This window comes from Streptococcus sp. CF8-6 (assembly GCF_024295845.1).
Classification (GTDB): Bacteria; Bacillota; Bacilli; order Lactobacillales; family Streptococcaceae; genus Streptococcus; species Streptococcus oralis_BO.
In genome coordinates this window covers 34,404-58,850 of the sequence record NZ_JANCOF010000003.1, presented here as the reverse complement: position 1 = coordinate 58,850, position 24,447 = coordinate 34,404, and the positions used below count along the sequence as shown (strand labels likewise).

Here is a 24,447-nt window from a genome sequence, read left to right as displayed (position 1 = left end):
CTTTTCTAGCTCCTTTCCGTCAATATAAGACAAAAAGAGGGAAAGAGAAGCCTGATTGTCACACTAGAGTAGGGACTAGAGTTAACAAGGAAGAACTTCAACATCCCCTCTTTTCTATATTACTAAAGAGATTTCCCTAAAAGGACCTTAGCCAAGTTAGCATCTCTTTGTTTGTAAATTGGATTTTCTTTCCAGTTGTAATGAGTATTAGGGATTTCAAAATCCTCCCCATACAAGTGACTGATGTATTCTCTTGTATTTTCTGGAACTTTTACTAGAATCTCTTTAAAACTACATTCAGTAAGTGCTGCGAACGGCAATTCATAGTGGTAGACTTCATATCTTGTAGGATTTCCCAAGGCGTTTGTCATGTAGAAAATAGTGTCTGAGGAAATGCTCCCCTCTTTTTTATCATAGACAATAAAATCAACATTGAGGCCCTTGTAACTATAGGATAATTCTACAAGTTTATCATTGTAATAGAACTCTTTTGTTCTGACAAAGCCTTTCTCAAAAAGAACTTTCTCATCCTTTAAAAAGGCTTCGTAGTCTGGGATAATAATCCCAAAGTCCATATCTAAATCATGCGGAATCAGATCATTTTCTCTGTAGAAGCCAAGTAAAGTTCCAAAATCTAACCAGATATCATAGGATTTCAGATTAGATTGGTAGATGGCCTTTAGAATATCTTCAAAGTTTTCTTTGAGCAAATTGCTTCTCTTTGAATCTAAGTCGATATTGGCTTTTTGATTTAAATTTTTGATAATTGGTAGGTTTTTAACCAGGTCTTTCTTATCTCCTAAGAGACTGGCTAAACTTCTTTTTAACCATTGTAACACGTTCTATCCCTCCTTTATATAAGCGAGGAAGTCATCATGTTTCACTCGTTTTTCTAGAGGAGGAATTTCCATAAAGTCATCTCCGTAGATGGCAGAAAGGATCGGCTGATAGGCCTCAGGAATTTTGTAAACTCTATCTTCAAATGGACTATCAATCGTCGTATCCAAGAAGGACTTGTCAAATTTCGTAGAAACTCTTTTGTTCTCCATGAGGTAATCAATAAAGTCTCCATCTTTTTCTCGCATAGATAGGATGTTCATCTTACGGTTCCAAGTTTTGACACGAGTCAAACGGAATACAAGTACAAGTAGATATCTGATGATATTCTTGAGTTTCGCATTCTTATTATGGATGCCATAAAGGGTATAGACTGATAAACGACGGTAAGTATCCAGTTTTACCATGTCCTTGTTAACATCAGCATAATAGTCAAATGGGAAAATATCTACACAAATTCCTAAATCAATATCATTGTCGATATAGTTGTTATCATAGACTGTTCGTGCATCATAAACTCGATAAAATGGGTAAGGGTATCGAGCGTCATTTTCCCAAGAAACCACTTTGTAGACAGGATCATTGTCTTGCAAAATTGCTTGATACAATTTATCGTATTCATCGCGTTTCAAGGAGATATCAATATCGTCATCCCAAGGAATGTAGCCCTTGTGTCTTACTGCTCCCAGCAAGGTTCCATAAGCCAGTGAATAGTTGATGTTCTCTTTTTGACAGAGATTGTGGATATAATCCATGACACCTAGTTCAACTTCTTTGATCTCTGCTTCGTCTAGTTTTCTATAGCCATCTCTTTTTTTATAGAGAACAGAGAAATAGTAACCTGAAATCACAAACAAGATACAACCCTGTAGTGAAATTCCATAGAAGGTTGAACTCAAGAACAAATTAGAGATGAGAATAACTACAGTCATCAAGAGAATGGTAATCAATTCATGATTGTGGCGACCTTCTTGAAGGTCTTTTTTATATTTCTTGAGACTTGAAACAATGAAGGAAAGCATAAAGATGGCCATAGGGATAAAACCTGTGATACCATCATAGAATAACAACTCAAGGTAGCCGTTGTGAGTAAGGTAATGTTGTTTGATGATGTAGGCTGAAGCATCATATTCTTTACCTAACTCATACCAGTTTCCTCCTGAATATCCAAACAGAGGACGTCTAGGGATAAAGGAAGCTGTTGACTGCCAAATGGCAAAACGGTTATTAGAGATATTCTCTTCACTTGTGTCAGTTCTCTCAAGAGAAAGATTGTTGTCTCCATTTTGTCCATTTTCTTGGTTCTTTTGGATTTGAGCTGAGTGAGCTTTCAAATATATATCGCTACTATATTTGATACCATTATAACAGACAAATACTAAACCTACAGTTACTAGAACAGTAAGAAGTGACTTGATTTTTTTAGTCCAGTTAGCCGTCATCAAAGCGTATAAAAGGGCAACGACAACCAAACAGATATAGGTTGTTCTGGAACCAGACAGTACAATATAAGCAAAGTTAAGTAGAATTGATGTGATAGCCAGAGTTTTAAGAACTGGTTTGTAGATTGACAAGCGCATCCACAAGTAAATAACCACCATCAGAGAAATAATAGAGAGATAGTTGGGACTGGCTAGAATCCCAAATAGACGAGACTCTACAAATCCTTGGCGGATTAATAACCCCTTGTAATCAAATACGCGGTAACCCTGTAGCATGAAGAATTGCCAAATTGATACAAGCACACCTATAGTATTTGCAACAGTGATAACAGAGAAGAAGACATCAAAGAGGGCACGTGCTTTTTTTACAGTAAAAGATTGAAAGACTGGATAGATTGCAAAGAAATAGATGAAAAAGACAACTAAATTCTTTATGTTAGTTGAAAATCCATACTTGACAACTAAGGCAGCTGTCAGGATATTCATTAGAAAAAAGAGAATCAAATATTCAATTTTTCGGACATTCAGATAGACTTTTTTGATAAAGAAATTATAAAGTCCCAACAAAACACCCATGAGGGTCATTCCAAGAGTGACAAATTTATTGGCCGAGATTGGTTGAAGTGGGACAATCAAGCCTGCCATACAGTAAAAAGATATAACTGATAAAAATAGCAAATTGATTTTAAAATAGTTTTTTTCAATAAATGAAATCATTTTTTCTCCTAACGCTTAGTTTGTGTAAGCAAGATTTTCGTATACAATTTTCGACTCAAGCACAAAGCTAAGAAACTCACTTTTCTTGCTCTTGTAAAACGACTATCCGAAAGAATATTCTTTGTATTTTTCTTTAGATAGGCAATCAAACGGTCTTCTAAAACCTTATCCTTGAAATCTGCATCAACCAAGAGCCTATCCAATACATAGAAGTAAGCCCAATTTAAACGCATGGTTGCAACATCTGTTAGATCTGGATAATTCTCTCTGATAATATTTGCGTTTTGTTCATAAGCTTCAATAACGTTTAAGAATTTCAAGGAGAATTTTTGAGTCGTGATACTATTTTCTCGGTGAACATAGTAGTATTTCTTCTCATTTGTTGCGACAACCTTGCGACATTGATGAATCAAAGCAATCATAATAAAGGCATCCTCTGCTATTTTTCCAATTTCAAATCGTAGCTGTTCAAAGAGTTCTTTTTTGTACAGTTTATTAACAGCTGTGACGGAGAGGATTTTAGCTTCCATGACCATCTTAATGGCTTCTTGGGGTGTTAATTCCCAGGTCTGAATCGTTGCAACTTGCTTTTCTGGAATTTGGTGGTAGACATCATAATGTCCACACATAGAAAGATCAGCATTGGATTCAAGCATTTGACGGTAAAGGGTCTCATACATATCTTCGTCAATGTAGTCATCACTATCGATAAAACCGATCAAATCAGAACTTGCCTCTTCAATCCCTCTATTTCGAGCATCAGACAAGCCACCGTTTTCCTTGTGAATGACACGAATCCGTTGATCTCTTTGAGCTAATTGATCACACAGTTCTCCACTATTATCCGTCGAACCATCATTGACAAGGAGGATTTCCAAGTTGGTATAGGTTTGTTTTAAAATGGATTCTACACACTTTTCCAGATAGGCCTCTACATTGTAGACTGGAACGATAACGCTTATTTTTTCTCCCATCATGCTCCATATTCTCCCTTGTACTCTGTATAACTCTTGTCCATGTCCGCTATAATAGCATCATGATGCGGTACTTGCTTGTCCGCTGGTGGCGGTGTCATATAGTCCCCAAAAGCAGTGCTGAGATAGGCATCATAACCGACTGGAATGGGCATCTCAGTTCCTTCAAATGGCAAGAAGAGATTGTCCTCAAAGGATGCGATCGGGTATTTGTTTCGCATGTAGCCAGGACCTGAGCATAATTCCGTAATTCCATCGCTCTCAGCCAGACCATACTTGGTCATTTCTTTTTCAGCTTTTTTCCAAATGCGATAACGTAGAGATTTTGGAGTCAGGCCGAGTAAGATACGACTTCCCCATTTCATGACTGCACCATGCTTTTCTGGGATGGTTTGGGCGCAAAAGAGTGAATAAATCAAGGCCCAACGAACCTGTTTCTTACGCTCAGCTGGATTTTTAGGATAATAATCCAAAGGCAACACATCCAAGGCCAAACCGTGTGGCAAATCCAAATCCTTCTGATAAGGCTTGATACAAGTGGTTTCCTTGTCTCGAATGGTAATAAAAAGGTTACGGTCTACAAAATCTTTGTTACTCTTTGACAAGAAATAACGCTCGTCTGCATAACGTGGCCACAGTTCTGCTAATTTTTCATAGTCCTTACGTGGCATGAAAAAGTCTAGATCATCATCCCAAGGAATGAAACCTTTGTTACGTAGGGCACCAATGGCTCCTCCACCACAGAGATAGCACAACAAATCATGTTCTTTACAAAATGCGACGAAATATTCAGCCATTTCCAGACTACGAGCCTGAATCGCTTTCAAATCACTCATGTCTCTCCTCTTCTGTCCAATAACGAGTTATATCGTTTTATTATACCATAAAAAAGCCCTAAAAATCCATCAGATACTAAGAAAAATCAAAGCCTAAACCACTTTTTCACTAGTGATTCAAACTTTGATTTTTTTATAGTATTCTATCTCATTCCCATTTGGGCGAGTTTGGTCTGGTATTTATTTTGATCAACTAGAAGTCCTTGTCCACCATAGATATCATAAGCATCTACCCAGTCACCAAGTTCGGGAACAGTTAATCTTTCGATACCATTCTGAGCGCCTTCAATGACAGATAAACCATTGGTCAACAAGAAGCTATACGGTAAATTGGTCGAAGTCATCGCAAAGACTTTTCCAAGTGCCTCTGATCCCGTAAAGAGCTTGGTTGGATCTTTGATTTGCTCAAGAACTGCTGACATGACTTGTTGCTGACGTTTGGTACGGCCATAGTCTCCCTCATCATCATCACGGAAGCGAGCGTAGTTCAGCAAGGTGGAGCCATTCATCTGCTGTTTTCCAACTTTGATAGTTTGAGTTGGGGACTCTGTCTCTGTTGCATGAAGGTCATCTCCAACTGTCGCTTCTGTTAAAGGTTGACCATTCAATGTTGAGAATTGGGCATCAATCGTTACTCCATCAGGGAAGAGGGTATCAATAGCTGTTGCAAAGGCCTGGAAGTCAACTAGGGCATAGTACTTAATATCCAAATCAAAGTTGTCTTTTAGAACCTTGCGGACCATTTCTGCCCCCTTTTTCCCTTCTTGTTCCCCAAGTTCATAAGCAACATTTAGTTTGTTATCCGTCTGTTTCTGGCCATTTACAATCTTACTATACCCGTCGATATAAACTAAATTGTCACGCATAAAGCTGACTAGTTTAATCTTCTTATCCGATCCACTGACATTCAGTACCATGATCGTGTCAGTACGAGTTTCCGCACTATTTTGACCGATACGGCCATCTGTCCCCATGACTAGGATATTCACACCATCTTTGGTATCCTGACCGTTAAAGACCTCTACTTGAGCTGCCTTGGCGTCAGCTGGTTTATTTGTTGGATTGGCTGCTGACTGGAACCCTCGAAGAAACATAAAAATCATACCTGCAACTACACATGTAATCAACAGCAAGAACCAAGTCAGTATTCGTTTGAAGCGAATTCTTCTCTTTTTCTTTTTGACTTTAGGTTGAGGAGCTACCTTTTCACGTTTCTTAGACCGGCTTCTACTGCCATAAGTCGGAAGATCAATATCTCTACCCCAAGATTCTTCTTTTTCTTCTTGTTGGAAATGGTGAACCTCAGACTTGGGACCTGCCATTTTCTGTTGCAGATAATCAAATTCCCTCCGTTCACGGTCGTTGAGGTAATGGATATTTTTGAAGAGATAGTCATAACGTAACTGCTCGTGATGACTTAAAGGATTTTCTTTGCTCATTGACTCTCCTTTTCTATATCAGTTATGGTAAAAATCGGGTAGGTTCCCAGGATCTTATGCTGGATTCCAATAGCTTCTAGTTCTTGTCTTGCAAAATGAACCAGTTCTTTGTCACTATAGTCTACATCGATAATGAAAAAGTATTCTCCCAAGGCTGTTTTAAGGGGGCGACTTTCAATCTTTGTTAAGTCAATCCCTCTCCAAGCAAAAGTCGAAAGTGCCTTGTAAAGAGCACCAGGTAGGTTGTCTGGTAAGGTCAAGGCCAAACTCATTTTTTCAGCTTGTGAGTTCAAAGGAATCTTCGGTATCTCTGCCCCTAACACCCAAAAACGTGTGAAATTGGCTTCCATTTCCTGAATATCCTCTGCAATTAATTCCAAGCCATATTCTTCAGCTGAACTTCTAGGAGCAATGGCTGCATAAGGCTGATCTGGATGTTCCGAAATAAAGCGAGCTGCATAGGCGGTACTGGCTGTTATCTCAATTTTAGCCTCTGGATAGTGTTTGTCGATGAATTTCTTTCCTTGAGCCAGAGCCTGAGGATGAGAAAAAATTTTCTCAATTTTTGACTGACCTGGAACCACCATTAACTGCTGGTGAATGGGTTGAACGATTTCTGCAACTGCTTGGATGCGAGTCTGATGAAAAAGGTAATCCAAGCTTTCATGAACGCTACCCTCGATAGAATTTTCAACTGGCACCACCGAATAGTCCACCAAGCCTTGTTCATAGGCCTTGATGACATCTGTGATATTGGCAAAAGCCTGCAATTCCTCTTTGGGAAAAGCTGTCTGCACAACATGATGCGAAAAAGATCCCTTGGGACCTAGATAGGCAATTTTCATCTCAGTTCCTCTATAATTTCCTCTGGGCTTAACTTGGTCACATCTAGAACCCGACTGGCTACTTCCTCATACCAGGCCTGTCTTTCTTGGAAAATAGCTGCTAGTTCTTCCTTGCTTTTATTAAGAAAAAGCGGGCGCTGATTGTCCTTATCAGCTGCGATACGTTGGTAAAGGGTTTCAAAGTCTGCTTTCAGATAGATGTTATCAGGATTTTGTTTGAGCAAGTCACGATTTCTCTGAGAAACGACTACTCCTCCACCAGTTGACACAACTCGGTCCGTTTTTAGTAAGTCCGCTAAAACTTCAGACTCTATCTGACGAAAGGCCGCCTCTCCCTTTTCAGCGAAAAAATCCGCAATGGACATGCCCAAACGTTCCTCGATTAAGGCATCCATATCGATGTAGACTGGGTCCAATCCTCTAGCGATTGTCGACTTGCCTGCCCCCATAAATCCGAGTAATACCTTAGCCATGAATCAAGCTCTCCAAATCATCAAAAAAGCTAGGATAGCTGGTATTGATGGCTTCAGCACGGTCAAGTTCCACTTCTCCATCAGCAACCAAGAGGGCTGCAATAGCTGTCATCATTCCAATTCGGTGGTCACCAAACGTATTGACTCTAGCGCCATGAAGGGCGGATTTCCCTTTGATAATCATCCCGTCTGCTGTGGGGGTGATGTCCGCTCCCATGCTATTTAAGGCATCTGCCACCACCTGAATGCGGTCAGTTTCCTTGACCTTGAGTTCCTCAGCATCCTTAATAACTGTTACACCTTGGGCTTGCGTCGCTAGAAGGGCAATAATAGGCAATTCATCAATCAAGCGGGGAATCAAGGCTCCACCAATCTCTGTTCCTTTGAGGTCTGAAGACTCGACAATTAAGGTAGCAGATTTAGCGACTGGGTCATTATCAGTTATTTCCAATTTCCCACCCATGGCACGAATGACATCAATAATACCAGTACGCGTTTCGTTGATGCCCACATTCTGCAGCACCACACGAGAGTTTGGAACAATCAAACCTGCGACCAACCAAAAGGCTGCACTGGAAATATCTCCTGGAACAACTACCTTTTGTCCGATCAGTTTTTGCGGCCCTTGGACTGTGATTTTCTTTCCGTCCACACTTAATTGACCACCAAATTGCTGCAGCATATCTTCGGTGTGGTTACGAGTACATTCTTTCTCGATAATAACGGACTCCCCCTGAGCCTGCAAAGCCGCAAACATCAAGGCAGACTTGACTTGAGCAGAGGCGATTGGCAATTCATAGTCAATAGGTGTAAGGTTTTTCGTCCCTTTTAGGTGAAGAGGGGGCAGGTCTCGCTCGGTTTGCCCTGAAATGCTAACGCCCATTTTTTTCAGTGGAATCGTCACGCGATCCATAGGACGTTTAGAAAGACTATCATCTCCAAACATCTCTACTTCGAAGTCTGCACCAGCAAGTACACCTGAGATCAGGCGAATCGAGGTGCCAGAATTTCCCATATCCAAGGCATTTTGTGGCGCTTTTAAGCCATCCATGCCAACACCTTGAATAGTAATAACCCCATCTTTATCCTCAATTTCAACACCAAGGTCACGAAAAACCTGCATGGTTGAGAGCACATCCTCTCCACGCAGAATATCATATACCTTGGTTTCTCCCTCAGCCAAACTTCCAAAAATAATCGAACGGTGACTGATAGACTTGTCACCTGGAACCCGGATACTGCCATGTAAGTGGCGAATGTTTGTTTTTAGTTTCATAGTTGACCTCATACTTGCAATACTTTTTCTTATTTTATCACAAAAAAGCCAGAAATTCCTGAAATTTCTGGCTTTTATACAGATAAAATACTATTTCAATAATTCTGAAACAGGTTCAAAGACAATTTTTTCAATGTCTGAAAGGTAAATGGACAATTGTTGCTGTTTGGCAAAGAAATCTGACAACAGAGCGTTCTCTTGGATTTGCTTACTGAAAGACTGCATCTTTTCTTGGAAAGAACCGTCTGGCATTTGTCCCGTTTGCGCCATGACTTGGATTTCTTGCTGGAAGGCAAGATAGTCTGCAAAAATCTTGCTAGCTTGTTCATCTGCTTGGATGGCATCTTTGGCTGCCTTGACAGCCTTGTATTCTGGTAATTCGCGTAAGCCGCGACTGAGTTCATTTGCACTATCATAAATATTTGACATGATTTTCTCCTTATTTGATGACGACTGTGTAGTCCGTATTTTCTGAAATTAAGCGCTCAGCACGTTCCAGATCCTGAGCATTTTTAAAGGAAATTTGTAGAATCCCGTGAACATCCTCACGGTTTTCTTCGTTGATGTGGATATTAACCAAAGAAGTCCCACGAAGTAATTCCAAAATCCGCAAGATGACATCTTCTTCATCGGGAACATCGACATAGAGGTCGTAAGAACTGTCCACACCACCACGCTTATGGATTTCCATGGCCTGCCTTTGCTCACGTGCTTGATTGAAAAAGTTCCAAATTTGCTCTTCATCTCCCTTGCTAATGGCTTGTCCAACCTCATCTAGGCGCTCCTTGAAATCCGCAATTCGATCTAGGATAGTCTCACGATTGGACAAGAGAATGGAAGTCCACATACCTGGCTCGCTTTCCACAATGCGAGTCATATCTCGAAAACCACCCGCCGCAAAGCGCCTTGCCATCTCATGTTCTTGAGCATAAACTGCCGTCTGCTCCATAAGGCTGGAAGCCAGAATATGAGGAAAATGGCTAATCTGAGAAGTCACCCGATCATGCTCCTTGGCATCAATCTCGATAAAACGAGCATGAAGGCCTGAAAGCAGATCCTTCATTTCCTCAAGTGTGTCAGGACTTGTCAGGCTCGAAGGTGTGAAGATATAGTAGGCATTTTCAAAGAGATTAACATCCGCAGAGGCAGCCCCTGTCTTGTGGCTACCGGCCATGGGATGGGCCCCGACAAAGCGAACAGGATTGCCAGCTAAATGTTCCTCCGCCGCATCCACGATGGCTGACTTGGTCGAGCCTGCATCCGAGATAATGACGCCTTCTTTCAAGTCTAAATCTGCCAACTCCTTAATAAAAGCAATGGTCTGCTTGATTGGCAAGGTCAGGATGATGACATCTGCTAGGGGAGCGAAACTGGCAAAATCATCCGTCGCACGGTCAATCATCCCCCGCTCCAAGGCAATGTCTCTCGAAGCCTGACTGCGATTATAACCCAAAATTTCATAATCAGGATGATCACGCTTGATACCGAGTGCCATCGAAGCACCAATCAAACCGAGACCTGCGATATAGATGGTTTTTGCCATAAGGACTCCTTAACTTAATAGTTCTTTGTATAGTCTCGGTGCTTGGCAACTGCCTCTTTTAATTCCTCTAGATTGTCAGATGAGAATTTTTCAAGGATTTCTTGTGCCAGAACCGTTGCCACAACGGCTTCCATGACCACACCTGCTGCTGGAAGGGCGGTCGGATCACTTCTCTCCACGGTTGCCTTGTAAGGTTCGTGGGTTTCGATATCCACACTCATGAGTGGTTTATAGAGAGTGGGAATGGGTTTCATAACACCACGAACAACAATGGGTTGCCCATTGGTCATGCCACCTTCGAAACCACCTAGATTATTGGTACGGCGAGTATAACCGTCTTCTTTAGACCAGAGAATTTCATCCATAACCTGGCTGCCTTTTCGGTAACCAGCTTCAAATCCAAGACCAAATTCCACCCCTTTAAAGGCATTGATAGAGACAACTGCTTGGGCCAATCGCGCATCTAATTTTCTGTCCCATTGGACATAGGAGCCAAGGGCAACTGGAACGCCTCCGACGACTGTCTCTACAACCCCACCGATGGTATCACCGTCACGTTTGATTTGGTCAATATAGTCCTTGATTTCTTGTTCCCGTTCTTGATTGACAATAGAAACTTCAGACTGGGCAGCTCGTTCCTTAATCTCAGCGACTGTCAGATTTTCAGGTACATCGATTTCCTTGCCACCAAAAACCACGACATGGTTGGCAATCTCCATATCCAGCTCAGCTAAGAGACGTTTGGCTACTGCCCCAACAGCAACTCGCATGGTTGTTTCACGAGCAGATGACCGCTCCAAGGAATTTCGCAAATCGTCAAAACGGTACTTGATGCCCCCAACCAAATCGGCATGACCTGGGCGAGGATGGGTAATTTTTCGTTTGCTTTTAAGGCGGTCTTCAATGTCCTCCGCAGACATGATATCCAACCATTTTTGGTGGTCCTTATTGATGACATCCATGGTAATGGGAGCCCCTGTCGTCTTCCCGTGACGAACGCCCGAAGTAAAGACAACCTGGTCACTCTCAATCTTCATACGGCCACCACGACCGTAGCCACCCTGACGGCGTTTAAGGTCTCCATTAATATCCTCAGCTGTCAAAGGAAGTCCAGCGGGAATTCCTTCAATGATAGCCGTCAAACGAGGACCGTGTGATTCTCCTGCAGTTAAATATCTCATACGTTCTCCTTATTTTACCAAGTAGTCTTTCATCTCTTCCAGAGAAACTGGGTGAATGGTCGCTGAACCAAGCTCTGGTACCAAGACCAATTTCAAGGTGTTGCCACGCGCTTTCTTATCATGAGTCAAAGCCTGATAGAGCTTGTCAACATTCCAGTTTTCATAGTCAATAGGTAAACCAAATTTCTGGCACATCTCTCTAATGGACTGGGTTATTCCTTCTGGCATAAGACCTTTTTCCTCAGCAACCTTGGAAATCTGCACCATCCCCATGGCCACGGCCTCACCATGCATGACTTTCCCATAACCAGCAGTCGCTTCGATAGCATGACCAATGGTGTGACCAAAATTGAGGTAAAGGCGAACACCATTATCCAACTCATCTTCGACCACCATCTTGCGCTTAACCTGACAAGAATGTTCAATCAAAGTCTCTGCATGTTCCAAAATGCTCTCTACAGAACCATCTAGCTCCGTCAAGAGAGCCCAAAGTTCTGGATCCTCAATCAAGCCATACTTGATAACCTCACCCATCCCTTCAATCAACTCTCTTTTCCCGAGTGTTGCAAGGACAAGCGGGTCAATCAGAACCCCATCTGGTTGGGCAAAGGTACCCACCATATTTTTAGCAAAAAGAGTATTGACACCCGTCTTTCCACCGATAGAAGAATCAACCTGTGCAGTCAAACTAGTCGGAATCTGAACAAAGTGAATGCCCCGCATATAGGTAGAGGCTACGAAACCAGCCAGATCCCCAACGACACCACCACCAAGAGCCACGATCCCATCGCTACGAGTCAGACCTTGCTTGACTAGAAATTCATAGACCTTCTGAACAGTTGTTAAATTCTTTCGTTCTTCGCCTTCTAAAAAGTCAAAAACAGCTACCTGAAAACCAGCATCTTCTAGGCTGAGTTTAACCTTCTCTGCATAGAGAGAAGCTACATGGTTGTCGGTTACGATAACCACTTTTTGTGGTTGCCAGAGTTCTCGCAACCATTGACCAGCCTGAGCCAGACAACCTTTTTCAATCTGAATATCATAAGGATGATGCGGAATATCGATTCTGATTTTCATAGTAGGATCTCCTTTTCACTATTTATATTTTTCTGTTAAGGACTGCCAAATTTCTTCTGTCGGCATTTCTTTACCTGTCCACAGTTGAAAAGCTTCAGCAGCTTGATAGAGCAACATTCCCAGACCATTGACAGCTGGATTGCCCTGGCTTCTAGCCCATTTCAAAAATGGTGTCTCAAAAGGTTGGTAAATGATATCTGCGACCAAGAGAGCCTCTGGCAAATTGATACTTTCTGGAACTGGCGACGACTGGCCATCCATCCCTACACTGGTCGCATTGACGAGCAGGTCCGACTCGGCAATCCTTGATTGCAGTTCAGAAAGATCTTCTAAAGCATACAAGTCCACTTTAAAACCTGTTTGCTCCTGCAACTTGTCTAGGTAAGGTCTTGTTTTTTCCGTAGAAACTGAACGAACAAAAACTGAAATCTGACTGGCCCCGTCCAAAATGGCTTGTGCCAAAATGGATTTGGCCGCACCACCTGCACCCAAAATGGTCATTGTTTTACCTGAAATTGTAAAAGAAGGCAAGCTCTTAAAGAATCCCTTGCCATCTGTATTATATCCAATTAAAGTGCCATTATGATTAACAACCGTATTAACCGCCCCAATCAAACGAGCCTCATCACTCAACTCATCCAGATAAGGAATCACTTGCTCCTTGTAAGGCATAGACAGGTTGATGCCAAACATCTGGTAACGGCGAATATTGGCGACTGTTTCTGCCAAATCACCCGCTTCAATCTCCCAAGCTACATAGGCACCATTAATAGCTGTCGCCTCAAAGGCCCTATTGTGGATAAAGGGTGAAATAGAGTGTTTGATGGGATTGGCAACAACTGCAGCTAAACGTGTATAGCCATCAAGCTTCATCCAAAATCTCCCTGATTTTCTTCATGTTTGATAGCGAAATCTGACCTGGGGCACTCGCTTCATCCAGACTAGCAAATGACCAACTCGAACCCGTCACATCTGAAGTAATGCGTGATACCTTGCCCATTTTCCCCATGGAAATGGTCACGTACTCTTGCTCAGGATTGAGTGTTTTAAATCCTCGAGTGTAATTCATCAGGTCTAAAACATCCTGCTCCGTATGAGCCATAACTGATACCTTGACCACTTTCGGAGAGAGACTGGTCAACTCAGACAAAATTTCCATCATGTTTTCAGGTGTCTCCTGGAAATTATGGTAACTCAAAACAAGATTTGGAAAATCCAACATTTCCTCAAAAACGTCCTTGTAGCTGAAATACTCAAAATCTACATAATCCGGCTGATAAAGCTGAGTAACTTCCTTAATGATTTGAACATACTCTTCTGAGGAAAGTTCGATTTCTCCTCCCTCAGCGCGGGTCCGAAGGGTAAAGACAAGTTCGCGTCCTGCAAATTTCTCAAAGATAGCGGGTGCTACCTGTAAAATAGCGTCCTTTGTAAGAAAGTCCGCACGCCACTCAATGATATCGGCATCTTCATACCTAGTGGCATCCAGTTCTTGCGCTTCTTCTAAACTTCTTGGCATTACTGAAACGATTAATTTCATCTACTAACCTTCATACTAATCACCTTGAGGTAATTACTGCTTTCATCTTTTTTATTATAGGCAAAGTCTGCTGGAAGTCCGTATTGGTTCAAGACCTGATACCTTCTTCCTGCAAAACCTTTATCAATTTGTTCTGTAAATTTCTGGCGGGAAACATTGGCAGCATTGGTACTGGCAATGATAATGCCTCCCGGATTTAAAATCTCTAGACTCTGGGAAATCAACTTGTGATAGTCCTTAGCTACAGAGAATGTTTGTTTTTTATTGCGGGCAAAGCTTGGTGGATCAAGAACAAGCACATCATAGGTCAAGCCTTTTCGCTTGGCGTACTTGAAGTACTCAAAGACATCCATAACGATAAAACGATGATTGTCCGTGCTAAGTCCATTTGCATGAAAATGGGCTTCTGACAGCTCTCTAGACCGTTTGGCCAAGTCGACAGAAGTCGTCTCACTCGCGCCTCCCATAGCTGCAGCAACTGAAAAGGCAGCCGTATAGGAGAACATATTGAGCAAGGATTTGCCCATAGCTAGACCGTCAACCAGACTCCCACGAACCTCATGCTGGTCTAGGAAAATCCCTGTCATCAAGCCATCATTCATAAAGACTTGATAGAGCACGCCATTCTCAAGAACAGTAAAGTAATCTGGCGCTTCCTCACCATAAACATAGGCAGACTCGTAGTCTAGACCTTTAAAACGAATCTTTTCATAAGCCCCCAAGACCTCAGGGAAAACTTCCTTAAAAGCATTTATGATCAGCACACGAATCTGGTAAACAAAGGAATTGTACCAAGAAAAGACAGCATAATCTCCATAGAGATCAACAGTCAGACCCCCAAAACCATCCCCCTCTTGGTTAAAAAGGCGAAAGGCAGTGGTCAAGTCATCTTGATAATAAGGCTTTCTAGCTTCCTTGGCCTTACGAAACAGGATTTCAAAAAAGGCTTGATTGAAACGAACCTTTTCCTTGCTGATGAACCAACCGATTCCTTTATTCTGTTGAGAAAGATAGGCGCTCCCTAAAAACTTCCCGTCTTGACTAAGAACTTCTACTGCCTGATCCGTCAGTTCAATATCTGTTAAATCACTTGCTTCCAAAAGAACTAGACCCTTAGCTAGCTTTTTTTCAACACGTCTGCTGACCCTAATTCTATTCATAGCTACTATTATAGCAAATTTTGTGACAATTCTCAAAAAAGAAACCGTTTAACCATATGTACTTTAGTTTACTGAGTGTCATTTTTGTTCAAATAAGTATATGCCATTTACTTTTTCAGCAAAACATCCTCTCCCTTGTGATGGAAAGAGAGATTTTATTCGCTAAAAATAGACAATTTCAGAAATGAGTATAGAATCTTGCGCAAACGTTTGCCTAGTTCTAAACTTTATGGTAGAATAAAACACAACATTGATAAGCAAGAGGAAAAACAATGCAAAATCAGACACTTATGCAATACTTTGAATGGTATCTGCCTCACGACGGCCAACACTGGACGCGACTGGCTGAAGATGCTTCACACCTAGCTCATCTGGGGATTAGCCACGTCTGGATGCCACCTGCCTTCAAGGCAACCAACGAAAAAGACGTCGGCTATGGTGTTTACGATCTTTTTGACCTAGGCGAATTTCAGCAAAAAGGAACTGTCCGTACCAAGTATGGGTTTAAAGAAGACTATCTTCAAGCCATTCAAGCCCTAAAAGCACAGGGAATTCAACCCATGGCCGATGTGGTGCTCAATCACAAGGCTGCTGCCGATCATATGGAAGCCTTTCAAGTTATTGAAGTGGACCCTGAGGATCGTACCGTTCAACTAAGCGAGCCCTTTACTATCAATGGCTGGACTCACTTTACTTTCGATGGTCGCCAAGATACCTACAATGACTTCCACTGGCACTGGTACCACTTCACAGGTACAGACTACGATGCCAAACGCCGTAAGTCTGGTATTTACCTGATCCAAGGAGACAATAAAGGTTGGGCAAATGAGGAATTGGTCGATAACGAAAACGGTAACTACGACTACCTCATGTATGCTGACCTAGACTTTAAGCATCCCGAAGTCATCCAAAACATCTATGACTGGGCTGACTGGTTCATGGAAACGACTGGTGTAGCTGGTTTCCGCTTGGATGCCGTTAAGCACATTGACTCCTTCTTTATGGGCAATTTCATCCGTGATATGAAGGAAAAATACGGTCAAGATTTCTATGTTTTTGGTGAATTTTGGAACCCAGACAAAGAAGCCAATCTAGACTATCTCGAGAAAACAGAAGAACGCTTTGATCTTGTCGATGTTCGTCTCCACCAGAACCTCTTTGAAGCCAGTCAAGCTGGAGCAAGTTACGACCTTCGTAACATTTTCACAGATAGCTTGGTTGAACTCAAGCCTGACAAAGCAGTCACTTTCGTTGACAACCATGATACCCAACGAGGACAAGCCCTTGAGTCTACTGTTGAAGAATGGTTCAAGCCAGCAGCCTATGCCCTCATTCTATTACGCCAAGATGGTCTTCCATGTGTCTTTTACGGAGACTATTACGGCATTTCAGGGCAATTTGCTCAACAAGATTTCAGAGAAGTTCTTGATCGTCTCCTAGCCATCCGAAAAGACAGGGCATATGGGGAGCAAACAGACTACTTTGACGATGCCAACTGTATCGGTTGGGTTCGTTCAGGTGCTGAACATCAATCTCCAATCGCTGTCCTCATCTCAAATGACCAAGAAAACAGCAAATCTATGTTTGTCGGGCAAGAATGGGCTGACCAAACCTTTGTTGACCTCCTTGAAAATCATCCAGCACAAGTTACAATCAACGCTGAAGGTTATGGAGAATTTCCAGTAGCAGCGGGTTCAGTCAGTGTTTGGGCAACAAAATAAACCTATCAGTTACAAGTCAAATCCAAGCGGATTTGGCTTTTTAAGTAGGCAAAAAGACCTACCCAAATGGATAGATCTTTATTGTCTTACAATTTACCTGCTACTGCATCCAAGAGTTCTTGAATTTTCGCTTGGTTGCTTCCTCCTGCCATGGCCATGTCTGGTTTACCACCACCACGTCCATCGACGATTGGAGCCAATTCTTTGACAAGATTTCCTGCATGCACATCTTTTGTCTTGCTAGCTACAAGAACATTGACTTTGTCACCGATAGCGGCAACTAGGACAAGCACATCAGAGTAGTCTTTTTGTTTCCAGTTATCCGCAAAGGTACGAAGGGCACCGGCATCTGATACAGAAACTTGACTAGCAATGTAACGGTGTCCGTTGACTTCCTTCACATCCTTGAAGACATCACCTGCAGCTGCGGCTGCGGCTTTTTCCTTCAACTCTGCATTTTCTTTTTGCAATTGGCGGAGTTGCTCTTGAAGTCCTTCGACTTTGTGAGGTACTTCCTTGAGTTGAGGTGCTTTCAAGGTTGCTGCTACTGCTTTCAGAGCATCTTCTTGTTCGCGATAAGCTTCAAAGGCTTCCTTACCAGTTACTGCCAAGATACGGCGAGTTCCTGATCCGATTCCTTCTTCTTTGACAATCTTGAAGAGGCCAATCTCAGAAGTGTTGCCAACGTGGGTACCACCACAAAGCTCAATAGAGTAGTCACCGATGGTCACAACGCGGACTTCTTTACCATATTTCTCACCAAAGAGGGCCATAGCTCCCATTTCTTTAGCCGTGTCAATATCTGTCTCAACAGTTTCCACTGCGATGGCTTCCCAAATCTTCTCATTGACTTGCTGTTCAATGGCGCGCAACTCTTCAGGAGTCACAGCTTGGAAGTGAGTAAAGTCAAAGCGAAGAAATTCTACTTCGTTCAGAGATCCTGCTTGTGTCGCATGGTGGCCAAGGATATTGTGAAGAGCCGCATGGAGCAAGTGAGTCGCAGTGTGGTTTTTCATAACACGATGACGACGGTTGGTATCGATAGCCAAGGTGTATTCTTGGTTCAAAGCAAGTGGTGCAAGAACTTCAACAGTATGAAGAGCTTGTCCGTTTGGTGCTTTTTGCACATCCGTCACATTCGCTACGACATTTCCTTTAGCATCCAAGATTTGACCGTGGTCAGCTACTTGTCCACCCATTTCAGCGTAGAATGGTGTTTCCGCAAAGATGAGAGAGGCAGTTCCTTCAGAAACAGCTTCTACTTCTGCATTATCCGCTACGATAGCTACCAATTTAGAAGGCAATTGGCTGGCATTGTAGTTAAAGACACTTTCCACTGTGATGTTTTGAAGGGTCTCATTTTGCATGCCCATAGAGCCACCTTTGACAGCTGACGCACGCGCACGCTCTTGCTGTTCTTTCATGGCTGCTTCAAAACCTTCACGGTCTACCGTCATGCCAGCTTCTTCAGCGATTTCTGCTGTCAATTCAACTGGGAATCCATATGTATCGTAGAGTTTGAAGACATCTGAACCAGCGATAACGCTTTGTCCTTTCGCTTTCAAGTCAGATACAATGGTTTCTGCAAAGTGTTGACCTGAGTGAAGGGTACGAGCAAATGACTCTTCTTCGCTCTTAACGATTTTTTCGATAAAGTCCCGCTTTTCAAGCACTTCTGGGTAGTAGCTTTCCATGATTTTTCCAACAGTTGGAACGAGTTTGTAAAGGAAAGGCTCGTTGATGCCCAATTTTTGACCGTGCATAGAAGCACGACGGAGTAGACGACGAAGGACATAACCACGACCTTCATTTCCTGGAAGAGCACCATCACCGATGGCAAATGAAAGGGAACGGATGTGGTCAGCGATGACCTTGAAGCTCATGTTGTCGCCATCTTGGTCGTAGACCTTACCAGACAATTTCTCAACTTCACGAATGATTGGCATGAAGAGGTCAGTTTCAAAGTTTGTCTTAGCCCCTTGGATAACTGCCACCAAACGCTCCAAACCAGCGCCCGTATCAATATTCTTGTGTGGCAATTCCTTGTACTCACTACGAGGTACAGCAGGGTCTGCGTTAAATTGTGACAAAACGATGTTCCAGATTTCGATGTAACGGTCGTTTTCGATATCTTCTGCAAGAAGGCGAATACCTATATTTTCTGGGTCAAATGCTTCTCCACGGTCAAAGAAGATCTCAGTATCAGGTCCAGAAGGTCCCGCACCGATTTCCCAGAAGTTATCTTCGATTGGAATCAAGTGGCTTGGGTCCACTCCTACTTCAATCCAGCGGTTGTAAGAATCCTTATCTTCAGGATAGTAGGTCATATAAAGTTTTTCAGCTGGGAAATCAAACCATTCTGGGCTTGTCAAAAGCTCGTAAGCCCAAGTGATGGCTTCGTCACGGAAGTAATTCCCGATAGAGAAGTTCCCCAACATTTCAAACATAGTATGGTGGCGCGCAGTCTTCCCTACGTTTTCAATATCGTTAGTACGGATAGCTTTTTGCGCATTGGTAATACGTGGGTTTTCAGGAATGATGGTTCCGTCAAAATATTTCTTAAGGGTTGCTACCCCAGAGTTGATCCACAAAAGAGTTGGATCGTTTACTGGAACCAAGCTCACTGATGGTTCTACAGAGTGACCTTTGCTTGCCCAGAAATCTAGCCACATTTGGCGAACTTGAGCACTAGATAGTTGTTTCATAATATCTCCTTATTTACTTGTTTAATTTGATTGGCTTTCCAGCATCTCCACATAGTCAATCGCGACACAAAGGGAAATGACCAAATCTGCATACGAGTCTTCATAGACGGTTACGGTGTAGGTTGAGGTCAAATGGAAAATTTCTTTCCGAATTTCGGCAATCACTTGGTCGCGGTCATCCAGCAATTTGAAATTCAAATCCCAGATATTGCCCTCGATACGAAGCCCTAGATCATCAAACTCATACTTATCTCGCCAGAAGGTCAACTTCTTGCGAATGACGAAATTGGAACCGTTTCGTAACTGGATAGTAAAGCGAGGAAGCAAAGTGAAAAATTCTTTACTAATCTCACTGACTTGCTCACCATAGGCGTCATAGATGGTAAAGGTCTTAGGAATTTGGAAAAATGATCCCTCCACCTGATAGTTCACTACTCCTCTATCATCCTTGATATCGAAGCGTTCGCCTCCAAGACGAAACTTTTGTTTGACAAGAAATGTCTTCATAAACACCTCCAAAAATCAAAAGACAAGTCCATATCACGAAGGGCGAAAAACCGCGGTACCACCTTCATTCAATGAACTTGTCATTCTCTTATTCTTATGCAATTGTCTGATTGAGTAGCATGATTTCCTAGCTTAGATGGCTCGCAGCACCGCCATTTCTCTGGACTAAGACAACTGAAAATCAATTCTCAACTTTCTTATTATATCGTTTTTTAAAGCTTGCGTCAACTGGAAAAGCCGACAATAAACCAAATCTCCTACTTCCGATACATTTTAAACTGTAGGAAGAGGTCGCTATATTTTCCTGTCCATTTATGGTCAAACTTCTCATAAACTTCTAGGTGTTTCATGGTATCAGCGTCTGGATAGAAGGATTTGTCCTCACGAGTCTCCTCTGGGAGCATTTCCTTAGCTGGTAGGTTTGGTGTTGAGTAGCCTACATACTCCGCATTTTTCAGAGCATTTTCGGGTTTTAACATAAAGTTGATAAAGGCATAGGCTGCATCTTGGTTTTTCACAGTTTTTGGAATAACCATGTTATCAAACCAGAGATTGCTGGCCTCAGTCGGAACGACATACTTGAGGTTAGGATTTTTCTCCAACATCTGGCTGGCTTCCCCAGAGAAAGTCACACCGATAGCAGCATTGTTCTGAATCATGTAGCCCTTCATCTCGTCGGCCACAATGGCCTTGATATTTGGAGTCAGTTTGTAGAGCTTATCCACTGTCTCTTCCAACTGCTGAGGATCCTTTGAGTTAAGGCTGTAACCGAGCGAGTTAAGCCCGAGTCCCAGCACCTCACGCGCCCCATCAAAGAGCATGATGGAATCCTTGTATTCTGGTTTCCAGAGGTCATCCCAATGCTCAGGCGCCTCATCTATCATGGTTTCATTGTAAACAATTCCCAAGGTTCCCCAGAAGTACGGGATGGAGAATTTGTTGCCCGGGTCAAAAGACTGATTGAGGAACTCAGGTCCGATATTTTCGATTCCTTCAATTTTTGAATAATCAAGCGGAACCAAGAGGTCTTCGTCCTTCATCTTGTTGATCATGTACTCACTAGGGATGGCAATGTCGTAGGTCGTTCCACCCTGCTTGATCTTGGTATACATGGCCTCGTTGGAGTCAAAGGTCTCGTACTGAACTTGGATTCCTGTTTCTTCTGTGAATTTCTCCAAGAGTTCGGGATCGATATAGTCCCCCCAGTTGTAGATAACCAATTTCTGACTGTCTCGGCTATTGATTTTACTGTCTAGATGCGTCGCAATCCCCCACAAGACAAGGATAATTGCTGCAATTCCTGCTAAAAATGAATAGAGTTTTTTCATGCTTGCTCCTCCTTCTCACGTGAGATAAAGTAATATCCAACAACTAGGATAATACTAAAGAGAAAGACAAGGGCAGACAGGGCATTGATTTCTAGCGAAATTCCCTTACGAGCACGAGAATAAATCTCGACTGATAGAGTCGAAAAGCCATTCCCTGTCACAAAGAAGGTTACGGCAAAGTCATCTAGCGAATAGGTGAAGGCCATGAAATAACCTGCAATGATAGAAGGTGTCAGATAAGGAAGCATGATTTCCTTGAACATCTGAAACTGGCTGGCACCAAGGTCATAAGCCGCGTGAATCATATCATCATTCATTTCCTTGAGACGAGGCAAGACCATCAAGACCACGATAGGGATGGAAAAGGCCACGTGACTAGATAGAACCGTCAAAAAGCCAAGTGAAAACTTAAGCTGGGTAAAGAGAATCAAGAAGCTGGCACCAATCATAACGTCAGGCGCAACCATGAGGATATTATTGAGTGATAAAAAGGCTTCTTGGTATTTCTTACGAGACTGGTATATGTAAATAGCACCGAAAGTCCCGATAATGGTCGCAATCAAGGCAGATAGAAAGGCCAAGAAAAAGGTTTGGGTGAGGATCAACATGAGGCGACCATCACCAAACATGGTTTTAAAATGGCTCAAGCTAAAGCCTGTAAAGCTGTTCATATCATCCCCTGCATTAAAGGCATAGCCAATCAAGTAAAAAATTGGCAAATAAAGGATGATAAAGACAAAGGCTAGGTAGAGATTGGCAAATTTTTTCATCGTTCTCTCCTTTCCTTGGTCACCCACATGGTGATGAACATGGTCAGGATAAGGATCACCCCGATGGTAGAACCCATACCGTAGTTGTCATTGGTCAGGAAGTTCTGCTCAATAGCCGTTCCCAGCGTGATAACACGGTTCCCACCAATCAAACGTGTCAGCATGAAAAGACTCAAACTCGGGATAAAGACAGACTGAACCCCACTTCTCACTCCATTCATTGATAGAGGGAAGATGACATGACGGAAGGTCTCCCACTTGGTCGCACCGAGGTCATAGCTGGCATTGATAAGATTGTTATCCATATCGTCCAAAACATTGAAAATCGGCAAAATCATAAAGGGAAGCTCGATGTAGCTTGCGACAAAGATAAAGGAGAAATCCGTAAAGAGCAACTGCTGCGAACCGATTCCGATAAATTCCAAAAATTGATTAATAGAGCCATTCTGACCAAAAATCCCGATAAAGGCATAGGCCTTGAGGAGCAGGTTAATCCATGTCGGCAGGATAATCAGCATGAGCCAGAGTTGACGGTGCTTAAGACGGGTCAAAAAGAGGGCTGTCGGATAACTGATGAGCAGTGTTACCAAGGTTACAATCCCTGCATAAAGCACAGAATTGAAGCTCATTTTGAGATAGGTCAAGTTTTGTGACGCAAAGTAAGATTTATAGTTTTCTAAACTAAACTGCCCTTCTATGTTGAAAAAGGATTGTCCAAAAATCAAGACCAAGGGTGCGAGGACAAAGAGGGCAATCCAGAGCATGTAGGGCACTACAAAGAGTTTAGAGGTTGTTTTCTTCATCTCTTTCCTCCTCGATCGCATTAATCAGACCTGCTTCTTGCTCTTCGATTTCTACGTACTCCTCGATACGAGCATCGAACTCTTCTTCGGTTTCGTTGAGACGCATGATGTGGATATCTTCTGGTTCAAAGTCCAGACCGATTTCCTCACCCACAATGGCCTTACGAGTCGAGTGGATCATCCATTCATTTCCAAGTTCGTCATAGGCAATAATCTCGTAGTGAACCCCACGGAAAAGCTGGGTATCAACCTTGACTTGGAGCTTGCCTTCTTCAGGAAGAGTGATGCGCAAGTCCTCTGGACGAATGACAACCTCAACAGGCTCATTTGGCTTCATCCCCCCGTCGACCGCTTCAAAGCGTTTGCCATTAAACTCGACCAAGTAGTCCTCAATCATGGTTCCTGGCAAGATGTTGGACTCACCGATAAATGTGGCAACAAAGTGGTTGATCGGCTCATCATAGATGTCGACAGGCGTTCCTGACTGAACAATCTCGCCATCATTCATAACGAAAATCCAGTCACTCATGGCAAGAGCTTCTTCCTGATCGTGAGTGACAAAGACAAAGGTAATTCCCAATCGTTGTTGCAGTTCACGCAGTTCGTACTGCATGTCTGTTCGCAATTTCAAGTCCAGCGCTGACAAGGGCTCATCCAGCAAGACCACACGAGGTTGGTTGATGATAGCACGGGCAATAGCCACACGCTGACGTTGTCCTCCAGAGAGTTTACGGATGGAACGTTTTTCATAACCTTCCAACTGAACCATCTTGAGAACTTCCGCTACGCGTTGTTCGATTTCTTTCTTGTCGATTTTACGCAAGCGGAGCGGAAAGGCAACATTTTCAAACACATTCATATGTGGAAACAAGGCATAGGATTGGAAGACCGTATGGACATCTCGTTTATTAGTTGGGATATCGTTGATCCGCACCCCATCCAGTAAAATATCCCCTGTCGTCGCATCCAGTAAACCTGCAATGATGTTCAGGATGGTTGACTTTCCTGAACCAGATGCGCCCAAAAGAGTGTAAAATTTCCCTTCTTCCAACTCAAAGTTGATGTCTTTGAGAACCTTGGTGTTGCTGTCTTCAAAAACTTTAGAGACGTTGTTGAATTCAATAATTGGTTTTTTCAATTGTCATAAATTCCTTCTTTTTCATAAATTAACAGATCAGGGCTCTGTCAGGCCGCTACTACCTCGTGTAGGAGATTAAACTGCCTACATACATTTTCACTAACGATAGGCTTTCACCCCCTTTACAATGGTTAT

22 protein-coding genes are annotated in these 24,447 nt (G+C 42.7%); 1 reads left to right on the top strand and 21 read right to left on the bottom strand.

Features of this window, described 5'->3' with window-relative positions; translation table 11 throughout:
• Positions 1-122: 122 nt before the first annotated feature.
• The 15 genes from NML69_RS05430 to NML69_RS05360 all read right to left on the bottom strand — a co-directional run bounded on the left by NML69_RS05430 (position 123) and on the right by NML69_RS05360 (position 15,340).
• Complete coding sequence (locus NML69_RS05430; RefSeq protein ID WP_198464577.1) at positions 123-839, bottom strand: LicD family protein; 717 nt, start codon at positions 837-839, stop codon at positions 123-125.
• A 3-nt stretch (positions 840-842) separates the two neighbouring features.
• Positions 843-2,996, bottom strand: coding sequence for a LicD family protein (locus NML69_RS05425; protein WP_254725559.1), 2,154 nt, complete (start codon positions 2,994-2,996; stop codon positions 843-845).
• An 8-nt stretch (positions 2,997-3,004) separates the two neighbouring features.
• A complete protein-coding gene (locus tag NML69_RS05420) occupies positions 3,005-3,970 on the bottom strand; it encodes a glycosyltransferase (protein WP_254725558.1) in 966 nt (321 codons plus the stop codon).
• Positions 3,970-4,806 carry a phosphorylcholine transferase LicD gene (locus NML69_RS05415; RefSeq protein WP_001281444.1) on the bottom strand — a complete coding sequence of 279 codons (837 nt, stop codon included), beginning with the start codon at positions 4,804-4,806 and terminating at the stop codon, positions 3,970-3,972. The genes NML69_RS05420 and NML69_RS05415 overlap by 1 nt, the downstream gene beginning before the upstream one ends.
• 143 nt (positions 4,807-4,949) lie before the next feature.
• Complete coding sequence (locus NML69_RS05410; RefSeq protein ID WP_254725557.1) at positions 4,950-6,245, bottom strand: LCP family protein; 1,296 nt, start codon at positions 6,243-6,245, stop codon at positions 4,950-4,952.
• On the bottom strand, positions 6,242-7,090 hold the full coding sequence (pheA, locus tag NML69_RS05405; protein ID WP_254725556.1) for a prephenate dehydratase: 849 nt from the start codon (positions 7,088-7,090) through the stop codon (positions 6,242-6,244). Before pheA ends, NML69_RS05410 begins: the two co-directional genes overlap by 4 nt.
• On the bottom strand, positions 7,087-7,563 hold the full coding sequence (locus tag NML69_RS05400) for a shikimate kinase (protein WP_254725555.1): 477 nt from the start codon (positions 7,561-7,563) through the stop codon (positions 7,087-7,089). Before NML69_RS05400 ends, pheA begins: the two co-directional genes overlap by 4 nt.
• Complete coding sequence (gene aroA, locus NML69_RS05395; RefSeq protein WP_254725554.1) at positions 7,556-8,839, bottom strand: 3-phosphoshikimate 1-carboxyvinyltransferase; 1,284 nt, start codon at positions 8,837-8,839, stop codon at positions 7,556-7,558. The genes NML69_RS05400 and aroA overlap by 8 nt, the downstream gene beginning before the upstream one ends.
• 90 nt (positions 8,840-8,929) lie before the next feature.
• Positions 8,930-9,268 carry a YlbF/YmcA family competence regulator gene (locus NML69_RS05390; protein ID WP_084878547.1) on the bottom strand — a complete coding sequence of 113 codons (339 nt, stop codon included), beginning with the start codon at positions 9,266-9,268 and terminating at the stop codon, positions 8,930-8,932.
• 10 nt (positions 9,269-9,278) lie between these two features.
• Positions 9,279-10,382, bottom strand: a complete 1,104-nt coding sequence (locus tag NML69_RS05385) for a prephenate dehydrogenase (RefSeq protein WP_254725553.1) — start codon at positions 10,380-10,382, stop codon at positions 9,279-9,281.
• Between the two features lie 14 nt (positions 10,383-10,396).
• Positions 10,397-11,563 carry a chorismate synthase gene (gene aroC / locus NML69_RS05380; protein ID WP_247924223.1) on the bottom strand — a complete coding sequence of 389 codons (1,167 nt, stop codon included), beginning with the start codon at positions 11,561-11,563 and terminating at the stop codon, positions 10,397-10,399.
• A gap of 9 nt (positions 11,564-11,572) precedes the next feature.
• Positions 11,573-12,640 carry a 3-dehydroquinate synthase gene (gene aroB / locus NML69_RS05375; protein ID WP_254725552.1) on the bottom strand — a complete coding sequence of 356 codons (1,068 nt, stop codon included), beginning with the start codon at positions 12,638-12,640 and terminating at the stop codon, positions 11,573-11,575.
• A gap of 18 nt (positions 12,641-12,658) precedes the next feature.
• On the bottom strand, positions 12,659-13,513 hold the full coding sequence (locus tag NML69_RS05370) for a shikimate dehydrogenase (protein ID WP_254725551.1): 855 nt from the start codon (positions 13,511-13,513) through the stop codon (positions 12,659-12,661).
• Entirely contained in the window at positions 13,503-14,180 is a 678-nt protein-coding gene (gene aroD / locus NML69_RS05365) for a type I 3-dehydroquinate dehydratase (RefSeq protein WP_000767778.1), read from the bottom strand. Before aroD ends, NML69_RS05370 begins: the two co-directional genes overlap by 11 nt.
• A complete protein-coding gene (locus NML69_RS05360) occupies positions 14,177-15,340 on the bottom strand; it encodes a class I SAM-dependent rRNA methyltransferase (protein ID WP_212575549.1) in 1,164 nt (387 codons plus the stop codon). Before NML69_RS05360 ends, aroD begins: the two co-directional genes overlap by 4 nt.
• Before the next feature lie 272 nt (positions 15,341-15,612).
• On the opposite strand from NML69_RS05360, the gene NML69_RS05355 reads away from it, so the two are divergent.
• Positions 15,613-17,061, top strand: coding sequence for an alpha-amylase (locus NML69_RS05355; RefSeq protein WP_254725550.1), 1,449 nt, complete (start codon positions 15,613-15,615; stop codon positions 17,059-17,061).
• Positions 17,062-17,147: 86 nt separating this feature from the next.
• On the opposite strand, the gene alaS is transcribed toward NML69_RS05355, so the two are convergent.
• From alaS to NML69_RS05325, 6 genes are all read right to left on the bottom strand, one after another.
• Entirely contained in the window at positions 17,148-19,766 is a 2,619-nt protein-coding gene (gene alaS, locus NML69_RS05350; RefSeq protein ID WP_254725549.1) for an alanine--tRNA ligase, read from the bottom strand.
• Positions 19,767-19,787: 21 nt separating this feature from the next.
• Positions 19,788-20,273: an LURP-one-related/scramblase family protein gene (locus tag NML69_RS05345; RefSeq protein WP_033629501.1), complete on the bottom strand. Its 486-nt coding sequence runs from the start codon at positions 20,271-20,273 to the stop codon at positions 19,788-19,790.
• 257 nt (positions 20,274-20,530) lie between these two features.
• Entirely contained in the window at positions 20,531-21,601 is a 1,071-nt protein-coding gene (locus NML69_RS05340; RefSeq protein WP_000737937.1) for an ABC transporter substrate-binding protein, read from the bottom strand.
• Positions 21,598-22,371: an ABC transporter permease gene (locus NML69_RS05335; protein WP_000712716.1), complete on the bottom strand. Its 774-nt coding sequence runs from the start codon at positions 22,369-22,371 to the stop codon at positions 21,598-21,600. The genes NML69_RS05340 and NML69_RS05335 overlap by 4 nt, the downstream gene beginning before the upstream one ends.
• Positions 22,368-23,174 (bottom strand): ABC transporter permease, encoded by an 807-nt coding sequence (locus NML69_RS05330; RefSeq protein ID WP_000754114.1) that lies wholly within the window; start codon positions 23,172-23,174, stop codon positions 22,368-22,370. The genes NML69_RS05335 and NML69_RS05330 overlap by 4 nt, the downstream gene beginning before the upstream one ends.
• Entirely contained in the window at positions 23,155-24,312 is a 1,158-nt protein-coding gene (locus NML69_RS05325; protein WP_254725548.1) for an ABC transporter ATP-binding protein, read from the bottom strand. The genes NML69_RS05330 and NML69_RS05325 overlap by 20 nt, the downstream gene beginning before the upstream one ends.
• Positions 24,313-24,447 lie beyond the last annotated feature (135 nt).